The sequence below is a fragment of the Kitasatospora sp. NPDC056731 genome (genome assembly GCF_040687675.1).
GTDB lineage: Bacteria > Actinomycetota > Actinomycetes > Streptomycetales > Streptomycetaceae > Kitasatospora.
Genome location: NZ_JBFBNR010000007.1, coordinates 133918 through 147440, shown reverse-complemented (window position 1 = coordinate 147440; position 13523 = coordinate 133918). Strand labels below are relative to the sequence as shown.

The 13523-nt window shown below is 72.5% G+C and carries 8 protein-coding genes; 4 read left to right on the top strand and 4 right to left on the bottom strand.

The features are described from left to right. Positions 1-32 precede the first annotated feature (32 nt). The 4 genes from AB0R04_RS09540 to AB0R04_RS09525 form a co-directional block, all read right to left on the bottom strand. Positions 33-1301 carry a glycosyl hydrolase gene (locus AB0R04_RS09540; RefSeq protein ID WP_363369575.1) on the bottom strand — a complete coding sequence of 423 codons (1269 nt, stop codon included), beginning with the start codon at positions 1299-1301 and terminating at the stop codon, positions 33-35. Positions 1302-1381: 80 nt separating this feature from the next. Continuing rightward, a complete protein-coding gene (locus AB0R04_RS09535; RefSeq protein ID WP_363369572.1) occupies positions 1382-2299 on the bottom strand; it encodes a carbohydrate ABC transporter permease in 918 nt (305 codons plus the stop codon). Between the two features lie 5 nt (positions 2300-2304). Beyond that, the gene (locus AB0R04_RS09530) at positions 2305-3177 is read right to left on the bottom strand and encodes a sugar ABC transporter permease (protein WP_363369570.1); all 873 of its coding nucleotides are present in this window, start codon (positions 3175-3177) and stop codon (positions 2305-2307) included. Between the two features lie 97 nt (positions 3178-3274). Continuing rightward, positions 3275-4564 (bottom strand): sugar ABC transporter substrate-binding protein, encoded by a 1290-nt coding sequence (locus AB0R04_RS09525; RefSeq protein WP_363369568.1) that lies wholly within the window; start codon positions 4562-4564, stop codon positions 3275-3277. 170 nt (positions 4565-4734) lie between these two features. On the opposite strand from AB0R04_RS09525, the gene AB0R04_RS09520 reads away from it, so the two are divergent. From AB0R04_RS09520 to AB0R04_RS09505, 4 genes are all read left to right on the top strand, one after another. Next, positions 4735-5811, top strand: coding sequence for a LacI family DNA-binding transcriptional regulator (locus tag AB0R04_RS09520; RefSeq protein ID WP_363369566.1), 1077 nt, complete (start codon positions 4735-4737; stop codon positions 5809-5811). Positions 5812-6048: 237 nt separating this feature from the next. Continuing rightward, complete coding sequence (locus tag AB0R04_RS09515; protein WP_363369565.1) at positions 6049-8502, top strand: discoidin domain-containing protein; 2454 nt, start codon at positions 6049-6051, stop codon at positions 8500-8502. Positions 8503-8586: 84 nt separating this feature from the next. Then, positions 8587-12798, top strand: coding sequence for an NEW3 domain-containing protein (locus AB0R04_RS09510; protein ID WP_363369563.1), 4212 nt, complete (start codon positions 8587-8589; stop codon positions 12796-12798). Further along, positions 12795-13490 carry a hypothetical protein gene (locus AB0R04_RS09505; RefSeq protein WP_363369561.1) on the top strand — a complete coding sequence of 232 codons (696 nt, stop codon included), beginning with the start codon at positions 12795-12797 and terminating at the stop codon, positions 13488-13490. Before AB0R04_RS09510 ends, AB0R04_RS09505 begins: the two co-directional genes overlap by 4 nt. The last annotated feature ends 33 nt before the right edge of the window (positions 13491-13523 follow it).

The window sequence follows — 13523 nt, the reverse complement described above, 5'->3', positions numbered from 1 at the left end:
CGTGACTGAGGGGTAACGGCTGGGGCGAAGGGTTACAGGGACCGTACGTCGTCCGGGTGGACCACCTCGGTGATCCCGCGCGCGGCCAGGTGGGCCCGGTCCTCGGCGTGCTCGGCGAGGACGGTGGTCGGGCGGGCGCCCGCCTCGGCGAGGCGCATGAACGCCTCGTAGACGGCGCCGCCGGGCCCGCAGACCGAGCGCTTGGGCGCGGTCACCTCGTCCCCGGTGGCCACCACCACGGCGGTGGTGCGCGGCGCGGGCGGCTGCCAGGAGCGGCGCGCCTCGGCGGCGGCCTCGGCCAGCCGGGCGCCGGCCGGCTTGACCGCGCGGTCGGTGGTGAGCAGGCCGAGGCTGTACTCCAGCTCGGGGAAGTCGGCCAGCGAGCGGTCCACGTCGTGCGAGCACCACCAGGTGACGCCCCACACGTCCGGGCAGTCCAGCACGGCCTCGACGGTGGCGCCGGTGAACCGGGCGGCGTCCTCGGCGGTGATGTGCGGGGCGGGGGCGCCGACCTCCTGGAGCCAGACCGGGCGGGCCGGGTCGTCCGCCCAGGCCTTGGAGAGCTCGACCAGGTAGGCGGCGTGCTGCGCGGTGGCGGTGGAGTGGGCGCCGTAGCGCTGGGCGGTGCCGTTGAACACCCAGGAGTGCACGGCGGTGGCGGCGCCGATCCGGGCCGAGTGCCAGGGGGTGAAAGGGTGTTCGTCCAGGTACCAGGCGGCGTCGTAGGAGGCGTGCAGGTGCATCCGGCCGGGCGCGCCCTGCTCGCAGGCGTCGAGCATCCGGCGCAGCCAGGCGTCGGCCTGCCCGGGGGTGATCCGGTCGGGATCGGGGTGCGGCTCGCCGGAGAACTGGTTGATCTCGTTGCCGAGCGTCATGCCGAGGAAGTTGGGCCGCTCGTGCAGCGCCTCGGCGAGGGTGCGCAGGTAGGCGGCCTGGCCGTCGAGGACCTCGGGGTCGGTGAAGATGTTGCGCCGGTGCCAGGTCTGGGTCCAGGAGGGCAGGAAGTCGAAGCTCGACAGGTGGCCCTGGAGGCCGTCCACCGCGACGTCCAGGCCGCGTTCGCCGGCCGCGTCCACCAGGGCCGCCAGCTGCTCGACGGCGCGCGGGCGGATCAGGGTGCGGTTGGGCTGGAACAGCGGCCAGAGCGGGAAGACCCGGACGTGGTCCAGGCCGAGTGCGGCGATGGAGTCGAAGTCGGCGCGGACGGCGTCGAGGTCGAAGTCGAGCCAGTGGTGGAACCAGCCGGCGCTGGGCGTGTAGTTGACGCCGAAGCGGGGGCGCTGCGGTGCGGGGGTGCTCATGGGCGGGTGATTCCTCAACGGGTTTGGGGCGAACGGGCGGTGGGGTCAGGAATCGTCGGACACGTCCTCGGTCGGACGGCCTAACCCTTGACGGCTCCCTCCTCGACGCCCTTGAAGAAGAAGCGCTGGCAGACGCCGAACACCACGACGATCGGCAGGAAGGCGATCATGGTGCCGGCCGCGATCAGCCGCGGGTTCGCGGAGAAGGTGCCGTTGAGGTACTGGAGTCCGACGGTGAGGGTGTACTTCTGCGGGTCGTTGAGCACGATCAGCGGCCAGAGGAAGTCGTCCCAGGCACCGATGAAGGTGAAGATGACGATCACGCTGAGCATGCCGCGCACGTTGGGCAGGCTGATGTGCCAGAGGCGCTGCCACACGGTGGCGCCGTCGACCAGGGCGGCCTGGTCTAGTTCGAGCGGGACGGCGGCGAAGGCGGTGCGCATCAGCAGCACGTTGAGCATGGCGATCGCGCCGGGCAGGGCGACGCCGGTCAGGCTGTCGGCCAGACCGAGGCCGCGCACCAGCACGTACTGGGAGACGATGGTGACCTCGCCGGGGAGCACCAGGGTGGCGAGGAAGAGGCCGAGGACGAGCTTGGCGCCGCGGAAGCGCAGCCGGGCGAGCGCGTAGCCGGCCAGGGTGCAGCCGACCACGTTGCCGGTGATGCAGATGGCGGCGACGATCAGCGAGTTGAGGGCGTAGGTCCAGACCGGGATGGTCTCGGCGACCTTGCCGTAGTTGCCGAAGGTCAGCTGTTCGGGGATGAAGCTCGGGGTGCTGGTGTAGACGTCCTCGTTGGGACCCTTGAGGGAGGTGGAGAGCTGCCACAGGAACGGCCCGACCACCAGCAGCAGGACGAGCACCAGGAGCAGGTAGCGGCCGGCGGTCTGGGCGGGGGAGGGGGTGTTGAAACCCCGGGAGCCCTGGGAGCCCCGGGGTCCCTGCGAGCCCTGCGAGTCTTGAGCGCGGCGGGCGGCCTTCGAACGGGGGGAGGTCACGGGGTTCAGGCCGCCTTCCGGTTCAGGCGCATCAGCAGCAGCATCGGGCCGAGGGTGATGACGAACAGCATCAGGCTGAGCGCGGAGGCGTAGCCGAGGTGTCCGTTGAAGCCGCGGCTGTACATCTGGATCAGCATCACCACCGACATGTCCCGCCCGCCCGGGCCGCCCTGGCCGTGGGAGAGCACGTACAGCTCGGAGAAGACGCGCAGCGCGCTGACCGAGATGAGGACGGAGACCAGCATCATGGTCGGCCGCACCCCGGGCAGGGTGACGTGCCAGAACCGGCGGATCGGGCTGGCGCCGTCGACGGCCGCCGCCTCGTGCAGTTCGCGCGGGACGTTGGCGAGGGCGGACAGGTAGATGACCATGTAGTAGCCGAAGCCCTTCCAGACGGTCAGGGCGATCGCGCTGAACAGCAGCAGCCAGCGGTCGGTGAGGAAGGCGACCGGGGAGTCGGTCATCCCGGACTGCTGGAGCAGGCCGTTGACCAGGCCGCGGTCGTCCAGCACCCAGCCCCAGATCAGCGCCACCACGACGGCGGAGGCGATGACCGGGGTGTAGAAGGCGGTGCGGAAGAAGGTGATGCCGGGGACCTTGCGCTGGACGAGCAGGGCGAGCAGCAGCGGCAGGACGGTCAGCAGGGGCAGGCAGACCAGCATGAAGACGATGCTGTTGAGCAGGGCGTCGGCGAGCTGTTCGTCGTCGAGCAGGCGCCCGTAGTTCTCCAGGCCGGTGAACTGCCCGCCGCCCAGGGGCTTGGCGCTGGTGAAGGACAGGATCACCGTGTTGACGGCCGGCCAGAGGTTGAAGACGGCCAGCCAGAGTATCGCGGGCCCGGCGAGCAGCCAGGGGGTGAACCAACGCCGGTGGGTCATGCCGTTGCCTTCCTGGGGGTGGTGCGGGTCATTCCCGGGTGCGGCGGGCGGGGGCGGCCCGCCGCTTGACCGGTACGGTCGGGGTGGCGGTCGGCCGTCAGCCCTTGAGCAGCTTGTTGCACTGCTCGACGGCGGAGTCCAGCGCCTGCTTGGAGCTCGCGTCGCCGCTGATGGCCAGCGCGATCTGCTGGTTGATGATGGTGCTCATGGCGTCGTCGACCTGGACGGGCTGGATCAGCTTGGCCTTGGCGAGCGAGTCGAAGGCGACCACCTTGGCGTCGCCGGCGTTGGTGCCGTCGCTCTTGCTGAAGAACGGGTCGTTCGCGGAGGCCTTGGTGGACGGGAAGACGCTGGTCAGGTGGGAGAACGCGGCCTGGTTCTCGGGGCTGGTGACCCAGCGGGCGAGGGCGACGGCGGCGGCCGGGTTCTTGGTGGTCTTCGGGATGGTCAGGCCCTGCACGTACAGCGGCGGGACACCCATGGTGGGGGAGGAGAGCATCTTCGGGGCCATCGTCGGGTTGTCGGTGGCGAGGCTGGTGATGAAGTTGCCGCCGCCGGTGGTCCAGGCCGCCGTGCCCGCGTTGAAGAGCTTGGAGTTGCCGACGTAGGTGTTGGTCAGCACGTCCTTGGGCAGCAGGCCCTCCTTGAAGGCGTCGCGGTACTTGTCGAGCAGCGCGGCGGCCTCGGGGGTGTTGAAGGTGAAGGACTTGCCGTCGTCGGACATCAGCTTCACGCCGGCGTTGTAGAGGTCGCCGAGGCCCGGCTTGCGGCTCATCAGGTAGGTCTGGCCGCCGGACTTCTCCTTCATCGCCCGGGACTGGGCGATCAGGTCGTCCAGGCTGGCGGGGAGCTTCTTCGGGTCCAGTCCGTTCTTCGTCAGGAGTTCCGAATTCCAGTAGTTCACATCGGTGTTGAGGTACCACGGGTAGCCGAAGGTGCCGTTCAGGCCGGTGTAGCGGTAGGCCTCGACGCCGCCTGCGACGTACTCGTCGGCGAGCTTGGGGTCGGCCTTGAGGACGTCCAGCAGGAGGTCCTTCTTGGCCAGCGGGAAGGCGAAGTCCGGCGGGAGGTTGACCACGTCGGGCAGGCCGCCGGACGCGGCCTGGCTGAGGACCTTGTCGGAGTAGCCCTCGCCGGGCTGGTCGAGCCACTCGACCTCGACGCCGGGGTACTTCTTCTTGAAGCCGTCGAGGACGCCTTGGACGTAGTCGGTGAACTTCGGCTTGAGCGCCCAGGTCTGGATCGAGACCTTGCCCTTGACCTCGCCGGTGGCGGCCGCACTCGCCACGCTGTCGCTGTTCTTGCTTTCGCTGGAGCCGAGTCCGCAGCCGGTGAGTGCGGCCGCGGTGAACGCCGTCGTGGTCAGTGCCGCCCAGATTCTTCGCATGAGGGTCTCCCGGTCCTGGGGGTGGGTGGGGGATCGTGCCGAGCTCGGGGGGTGGTTTTGGGTCACGGGGGTGGTGCCGAGTTCCAGAACCTGTCTTACTAAACCGGTCTAGCTATGCCAGGGACTATGCTCCCGCCTAAACTTGGATGTCAAGAGAGGAGTCGGGTTCTGTGGCCAGACCGACGATCGCCGACATCGCGCGCCAGGCCGGTGTCTCCAAGGGCGCGGTGTCCTTCGCGCTCAACGGCCGCCCCGGCGTGAGCGAGGCGACCAGGGCCCGGATCCTGCGGGTCGCCGAGGAGATGAACTGGCGCCCGCACAGCGCCGCGCGGGCCCTCGGCGGAGCCAGGGCCGACGCCGTCGGGCTGGTGATCGCCCGCCCGGCCCGCACCATCGGCGTCGAGCCGTTCTTCAGCCAACTGCTGTCCGGCCTCCAGGCGGTGCTCTCGGCCAGCTCCGTCGCGCTGCACCTCATGGTGGTCGAGGACACCGCCGCCGAGATCGAGGTCTACCGGCGCTGGGCCTCCGAGCACCGGGTCGACGGCTTCATCGTCGTCGACCTCCAGGTCCGCGACCCGCGGCTGCCGGTGCTGGACGAACTCGGCCTGCCCGCCGTCATCCTGGGCGGGCCCGGCAAGGGCGGCGGCCCGCTGCGGATCTGGGCCGACGACCGGGAGGCGATGCTCTCCATCGTCGACTACCTGGCCGCCATCGGGCACCGCCGGATCGCCCACCTCGCCGGGCTGCCGCACTTCCAGCACACCCAGCGCCGGATCCGCGCGCTGCGCGACGCCTCCCGCCGGCTCGGGCTGGAGGAGGCCGTGTCGGTGCCCACCGACTTCAGCGACGCCGAGGGCGCCGCCGCCACCCGCACCCTGCTCTCCCGGCCCCGGCGGCCCACCGCGATCGTCTACGACAGCGACGTGATGGCCGTCGCCGGGCTCGGCGTGGCCGGGGAGATGGGCGTCGCGGTGCCCGCCGAACTGTCCATCGTCTCCTTCGACGACTCGGTGCTGGCCCGGATCGTCCACCCGCCGCTGACCGCGCTCAGCCGGGACACCTTCGCGCTCGGCGAGCAGGTCGCCCGCAGCCTGCTGGCGGCCCTCGACGAGGCCGGCTCCGGGCGCGACCTGCAGATGCCCACGCCGCGGCTGACCGTGCGCGAGTCCACCTCGCCGCCGGGGGCCGAGCCACCCGACGGGGTGGTTGCTGCGCGAGTCGTTGACAGCGCTCCTGAACCGGTTTAGGTTCGCTGCGCCGAGCGGCCTCCGCCCGGCGCGCACCCAGGCCCTGTCCGGCCGATCTTGCCGGGCCCGCACCCTCCGCAGGCCCGCTCCCCCCGCGGGCCCGCCGCGTCGCCGCTGCGCAGGCCGCAGCGGCGACGCGGTCGCCCCGCCTCCTCGCGCACCGCCACGCCCACATGCACCCGGCCCGTCCACGCCGACGGCCCGCCCCCACCCACCTCCGCTCGATCGGAGCCACGCATGTCACGACGGATACCCCTGCTGCTCAGCGCCGCCCTCGCGGCCGCCGTGCTGGGCGCCGCCCCCGCCGCCCACGCCGGGCCGCAGGCGCCCACCACCCCGGCCGCCGGCACCCCCGGCACCCCTGGCGCCCAGCCCTACGCCTCGTACTGGTACCCCTCCACCATCCTCAACTGGGACCCGGCCACCGACCCGGACGCCCGCTTCAACCGCTCCAGCGTCCCGCTCCAGCCGCGCACCAGCGACCCCGCCCTCAAGGCCAACCCCAACGCCCGCACCGGCGAAGGGAAGATCGCCTCCCTGGTCTCCTTCGGGCCCACCTCCAACAACCCCTCCCAGGGCTCCGCCGACCCCAACTACTACGCCTTCGGCTACTGGCAGTACGTCGACAAGCTGGTCTTCTGGGGCGGCTCGGCCGGCGAGGGCCTGATCCTCGCCCCCAACCCGACCGTCATCGACGCCGCCCACCGCAACGGCGTCAAGGTCTACGGCACCGTCTTCTTCCCGCCCGCCGCCTACGGCGGTCAGCTCCAGTGGCTCCGCGACTTCGTCCAGAAGTCCGGCAACAGCTACCCCGTCGCCGACAAGCTCGCCCAGGCCGCCCAGTACTACGGCTTCGACGGCTGGTTCATCAACCAGGAGACCGGCGGCGGGGATTCGGCCCTCGCCACCGAAGTGCGCAACCTCATGCAGTACAGCAAGGCCAAGAGCGGCACCGAGTTCATGTGGTACGACGCCATGACCACCTCCGGCTCGGTCAACTGGCAGAACGCCCTCACCTCCGCCAACTCCCCGTTCCTCCAGGACGGTTCGAAGCGCACCTCGGACTCGATGTTCCTGAACTTCAACTGGAGCTCCGGCGGCCTGAACTCCTCCCGCGCACTGGCCCGGCAACTCGGCCGCAGCGAGTACGACCTCTACTCCGGCATCGACACCGAGGCCAACGGCTACAACACCGGCGTCGACTGGAACTCCCTCTTCCCGGCCGGCCGGCCGCACACCACCTCGCTCGGCCTCTACCGGCCCGAATGGACCTGGAAGTCCGCCACCGACCGGGCCGACTTCTATGCCAAGGACGCCCGCTACTGGGTCGGCGCCAACAACGACCCGTCCAAGGCCAACCCCGCCGACAACTGGCCCGGCCTGGCCGGCTACGTCGCCGAGTCCTCGCCGATCACCGCCAAGCCCTTCGTCACCAACTTCAACACCGGGCAGGGGGACTTCTACAACTCCGCCGGCACCCGGGTCGCCACCGGCGGCTGGAACAACCTGTCCCTCCAGGACGTCCCGCCGACCTACCGGTGGATGGTCGACTCCAGCGGCAGCCGGCTCACCCCGTCCGTCGACTTCACCGACGCCTACCAGGGCGGCTCCTCGCTGCGCCTCACCGGCACCCTGGACGCCGCCAACACCGTGCGGCTGTACGAGACCAAACTGCCCGTCGCCGCGAACACCAAGCTGGACCTGGTGGTCAAGACCCCGGCCGCCGGGCCCACCAAGCTCAAGGCCGCGGTGTCCTTCACCGACGCGCCGAACAGCTTCACCACGATCGACGTCGGCGCCAACTCCGGTACCGGCTGGGAGCGGCACGCCCTCGACCTCGCCCCGTACGCGGGCCGCACCATCGCCCAGCTCGCCCTCCGGGCCGACGGCACCGACCCCGCCTACGACGTGCGGATCGGCCAGATCTCCGTCCACGACGGCGAGGTGGGCGCCCCGGCGGCGCCCAGCGGCCTCACCGTCCTCGGCGCGAGCGACGTGACGGCGGGCTCCAGCCAGTCGCTGCGGCTCTCCTGGACGGCCGCGCCCGGCGGCGACGTCCACCACTACGAGGTGTACCGGCGCAACGCCGACGGCAGCCGGACCTTCCTCGGCGCGACCCCCAACGACGCGTACTACGTCGGGCGGCTCGACCGGGCCGGCACCGAGGACGCCACCACCCTCGACGTCGAGGCCGTCTCCACCACCTACGGCCGCTCCACGGCCGCCTCCACCACCGTCGGCTGGACGGGCACGCCGCCCGCGACCGGCGGCAACCTGGCGCTGAACCGCCCGGCCACCGCCTCCGGCCAGTGCAACGCCAACGAGGGCCCGGCCAAGGCCGTCAACGGCACCGTCAACGGCGGCACCGGCGACAAGTGGTGCAGCCTGAACAGCTCCAAGTGGCTTGAGGTGGACCTCGGTTCGGCCAAGCAGCTGTCCAAGTTCGTGGTCAAGCACGCGGGCGCGGGCGGCGAGAGCGCGGCCTTCAACACCCGCGACTTCTCGATCCAGGTCCGCTCGAACACCACCGACCCCTGGACGACGGTCGCCGACGTCACCGGCAACACCGCGGGCACCACCACCCACCCGGTGACCACCACCGCCCGCTACGTCCGGCTGGTCGTCACCAAGCCCACCCAGAACACCGACCCGGCCGCCCGCATCTACGAGTTCGAGGCCTGGGGCCAGTAGCCGGGCACGTCAGCAACTCCTGCCGGGCACGTGGCAACCGACCCCGCGCCCGGCCCCCGTACCTGCACCGAAAGGACCCTCCCCGTGCCGGTCACCATCACCGCCGTCGAGAACACCGACCTCTTCACCGGTCCCGAGGAAGCCCCGCGCCAACTGCTGCGGGTCACCCTCGACGGCCCGGCCGCCCGGATCACCGTCAGCGGTCCGGGCGTGCGCGGCGAGGCGACCGGCACGGGGCTGGTCGAAGTCCCGTTGGAGCTCACCGGCGCCCCCGAGCCGGGCACCGAACTCCCCGTCACCGTCGAGGCGGAGGGCGCCTGCGTGGACGCCCTGGTGGAGGTCGCCGAACCCGGCTGGACGATGTTCCTGGTCTCCCACTTCCACTACGACCCGGTCTGGTGGAACACCCAGGCCGCCTACACCTCCCCCTGGGAACTGCTCTCCGCCGACGCCACCACCCGGCCCCTTTGGGAACGCAACGGCTTCGCGCTCGTCGACGCGCACATGGACCTCGCGCTGCGGGACCCGGTGTACAAGTTCGTCCTCGCCGAAGTCGACTACCTCAAGCCGTACTTCGACCAGCACCCCGAGCGCCGCGAGACCCTGCGTACGCTGCTGGAGCGCGGCCAGGTCGAACTCGTCGGCGGCACCTACAACGAGCCCAACACCAACCTCACCGGCGCCGAGACCACCATCCGCAACCTCGTCTACGGCATCGGCTACCAGCGCGACATCCTCGGCGGCGACCCGCAGACCGCTTGGCAGCTCGACGTGTTCGGGCACGACCCGCAGTTCCCCGGCCACCTGGCCGCGGTCGGCCTCACCGGCAGCGCCTGGGCCCGGGGCCCCTTCCACCAGTGGGGCCCGATCCAGAAGAACTTCCGCGAGGCCAAGGACGACGCCCGGGTGATGCAGTTCCCGAGCGAGTTCGAGTGGATCGCCCCCTCCGGCGAGGGCGTGCTCACCCACTACATGCCGCACCACTACTCGGCCGGCTGGTGGATGGACTCCTCCCCGGACCTCGCCACCGCCGAACAGGCCGTCTACGAGCTGTACCGCAAGCTCAAGCCCGTCGGCGCGACCAGGAACCTGCTGCTGCCCGTCGGCACCGACTACACCCCGCCCAACAAGTGGGTCACCGAGATCCACCGCTCCTGGGCCGCCAAGTACCTCTGGCCGCGCTTCGTCTGCGCCACCCCGCGCGACTTCCTCGACGCCGTCCGGGCCGAGCTCGCCGCCACCGGCCGCCGGCCCAGCCCGCAGACCCGCGACATGAACCCGGTCTACACCGGCAAGGACGTCTCGTACATCGACACCAAGCAGGCCCAACGGGCCGGCGAGGTCGCCGCCGCCGACGCCGAGAAGCTCGCCACCCTCGCCGCCGTCCACGGCCTCGGGCAGTACCCCACCGCCGCCCTCGACAAGGTCTGGCGCCAACTCGCCTACGGCGCCCACCACGACGCCATCACCGGCTCCGAGTCCGACCAGGTCTACCTCGACCTGCTCGGCGGCTGGCGCGAGGCGCACGACCTGGCGGCCGCCGTCCGGGACGAGGCGCTGGACGCGCTGACCGCGCGGATCTCCACCGCCGGCGTCGGCTCGGCCGCCGGCGCAGGGTCGGCCGACTCGGCCGTGGTCGTCACCAACACGCTCTCCTTCGACCGGACCGACCTGGTCGTCGTCCAACTGCCCCCGCGGACCGGGGCGGTACGGGTGCTCGACGACCGGGGCGAGCCCGTGCCGAGCACCGTCGACCGGGGGGCCCTGCGCTTCCTCGCCGCCGACGTCCCCGCGCTCGGCTGGCGCACCTGGCGGCTGTTGGAGGGCCCGGCGGCGGAGCCCTGGACGGCGGCCGAGGGCGTGGTGATCAGCAACGACCGCTACCGGGTGAGCGCCGACCCGGTCCGTGGCGGCGGCCTGTCCTCCGTCCACGACCTGCTGCACGACCGGGAGTTGATCCAGGGCGGCCGGATCGGCAACGAACTGCGGGTCTACGAGGAGTACCCGCAGCACCCCGACTTCGGCGAGGGCCCCTGGCACCTGGTGCCCAGCGGGCCGGTGCGCGGCTCCGGCACGGCCCCGGCCGACGTGCGCCGCGAGACCGGCCCGCTCGGCGAGCGGCTGGTGATCGGCGGCACCGTCGACGGGATCCGCTACGAGCAGACCGTCACCCTGTGGCGCGGCCTCGACCGGGTCGACTGCCGCACCCGGGTCGTCGACTACTCCGGCGCCGACCGGCTGCTGCGACTGCGCTTCCCCGTCGACCTGCCCGGCGCGCTGCCGGTCAGCGAGGTCGCCGGCGCCGTCGTCGGGCGCGGCTTCGCCCTGCCCGACGTCGACTCCGCCGAGGCGCCGTGGACCTTGGACAACCCGGCCAACACCTGGTTCGGGCTCGGCGCCACCGCGCGCGCCGTCCTGTCCGACCCGGCCGGATCGCCGCTGGGGGAGCGGGCGTTGGGCGTCGCCGAGGTGGTCGTCCCGAGCCTGGACGACGCCGCCGACGCCCGCCCGCTGGTGGTCGCCCTCGCCCGGGTCGGCGTCACCGCCACCACCTCCGGCGCCGACTGGGCCCGGTACGGCTGGCTGGACGTCGACTCCAACCTGCCCGACTTCCGGATCGTCCTCGGCGGGCCGGAAGAGAACGACGCCGCCCGGGAGTTGATCGAGCGGGCCGGCGAGGAGTACGCGAGCGTCCTCAAGACGCACGGCGCGGTCTGGGTGCCCGCGCTCACCCCGCTCGCCGAGGTCTGGCAGCCCGGCGCCGACCTGCGGGACCTGCGGGCACTGCCCGCGCTGGTCGTCACGGACGCCGCCGCGCTGGTCGCGGACCTCGCCGACGCCCGGATCGGCGCCGTCTGCCCGTCCGAAATCGTGGACCAACTTGCCGACCACACCGTCGCGTTGCTCAGCTTCGGCCTGCCCGGCTTCGCGGTCGACACCACCGGGGCCCTGCACCTCTCGCTGATGCGCTCCTGCACCGGCTGGCCCTCCGGCGTCTGGATCGACCCGCCCCGGCGCACCCTGCCCGATGGTGCATCCTTCCAACTCCAGCACTGGACCCACGAGTTCAGCTACGCCCTGGTCGGCGGCCCGGGCGACTGGCGGAGCCAGACCCTGCCCGCCCAGGGCCAGGAGTTCAACCACCCCCTCTACGCCCGGATCGCGCCGCCGCAGGACGGCCCGCTGCCGGCCACCCTCTCCTGGCTGCGGATCGAACCTCAGCGCGAAGTCCTGCTCGGCGCGCTCAAGCCCGCCGGCAACCCCATCGCGCACGGCTCGGCGGCGGCAGTCGGGCGCGAACTCGCCGTCCGGCTGGTCGAGTCGACCGGCCTCGGGCGCACGGCGGAACTCGGCGGCGCCCTCGGGCTGAGCCACCTGCGGCCCGCCGACCTGCTGGAACGCCCCCTCGGCGAGGCCGCCGAACGCGTCGACCTCGCCGGCTCGCAGATCGCCACCCTGCTCGCCGCCCCCGGCGTCGCCGCCGAACCCGGCGGCCCGGTCCTCGGCCCGGTCGCCGAACCCGCGCAGCCCGTCCACGCCCGCTACTGGCTGCACAACCGGGGCCCGGCGCCGCTCGGCTACCTGCCGGTCTCCGTCGGCGCCTCGCCCGGCCTGCTGCGGACGGACGGCGAGGCGGTCGAACTCTCCGTCGCCCTGTCCTCGCAGCTGCGCGACGCGGCGGTCGAGGGCACGGCCGTCGTCCTGCCGCCCGAGGGCTGGCAGACCAGCCTCGGCAGCCGCCCCTACCGGCTGGAGCCCGGCGGCCACCTGCGCTTCCCGGTCACCCTCACCCCGCCCGCCGACGCGTCGCCCGGCCTGCACTTCGCCGCCGTCCGGATCGTGCACGACGGCCAGGAGATCGAGGACGTCGTGACCATCGCCGTCGGCGACCTCCCCGGCCTGCTGCCCGTCCCCGGCGACACCCCCGAGGACTGGACGATCGCCCAGGGCACCAAGGCCACCACCGGCCGCGACACCGGCCTGGACGTCGCCGTCTCCGAGGAGACCCTGCGCGTCACCCCGGGCGGCCGCACCACCCTCGGCCTCACCCTCACCAACCGCACCCGCGGCGAGATCCGCGGCGAACTGCAACTCGTCTCCCCCTGGGGCACCTGGGAGGCCATCGCCGACCCGGTCCGCGGCTTCACCGTGGCGGCCGGATCGTCCTCGACCGTGGACTTCGAGATCGCCGCCCCCGAATCCACCGACCCCGGCGCGTACTGGGCGCTGGCCAAGGTGATGTGGTTCGGCCGCTGCCAGTACGCCCCGACCGTCGCCCTGGAGGTGGAGGCATGACCCTCGGTCTGCTCGACGGCCGGCCGCTCCCACGCACCGCCCTCGACCACCGCCTCGCCGCCCTCCGCACCGGCCCGCGTTCCACCGCCCTGCCCCAGCCCGGCAGTTCGGAGGACCGCCAGCTCACCCGCTGGGTCGCCCAGGTGCTGCTGACCGAGGCGCTGTGCGAGGCGGTCGCCACCGAGCGCGACCTGCCCGTACGGTCCACCGGCCCGGCCCGCCTCGACCAGCAGGCCGCCGTCGAACTCGGCTCCATCACCGCCGCCGCCTACGAGGGCAGCGCAGCCGTCCGGGCCGTCTACGCGGCGGTCACCGCCGACGTCGAACCCTCCGCCGCCGACGTCGCCCACTACCGCACCCTGACCACCCGCCCGCCGTCGGCCGTCTGGCACCTCGCCCTCCCCGACGGCGAGTTGGAGGCCGACCCCGACACCCTGCCCGCCGCCCTCGCCGAAGCCCTCCGCGAGGCCGCACCCGGCACCTGGGCCACCGCCGGCCCCTGGACGGCCGCCCTCCTCGCCGTCCGCACCACCCCGGAGGAGCGCGACCCCACCGCCGACCTGACCGAAGCCGCCCGCCGCGCCGCCTTCGTCCGCTGGCTCGACCACGAGCGCGCCCAACGCCTCACCCTCGTCGAGGGATTGGAACACCCCGGCGACCCGGCCCAACCCGACAACCACCACCGCCACTGAGGCGCCGCCCCCTCCGCCGATCTCGACGGTGGC

Excerpts from the sequence above, each read along its gene's own strand:
- AB0R04_RS09540 (WP_363369575.1), bottom strand. The coding sequence starts at position 1,301 with ATGAGCACCCCCGCACCGCAGCGCCCCCGCTTCGGCGTCAACTACACG.
- AB0R04_RS09505 (WP_363369561.1), top strand. The coding sequence starts at position 12,795 with ATGACCCTCGGTCTGCTCGACGGCCGGCCGCTCCCACGCACCGCCCTC.
- AB0R04_RS09525 (WP_363369568.1), bottom strand. The coding sequence starts at position 4,564 with ATGCGAAGAATCTGGGCGGCACTGACCACGACGGCGTTCACCGCGGCC.
- AB0R04_RS09530 (WP_363369570.1), bottom strand. The coding sequence starts at position 3,177 with ATGACCCACCGGCGTTGGTTCACCCCCTGGCTGCTCGCCGGGCCCGCG.
- AB0R04_RS09515 (WP_363369565.1), top strand. The coding sequence starts at position 6,049 with ATGTCACGACGGATACCCCTGCTGCTCAGCGCCGCCCTCGCGGCCGCC.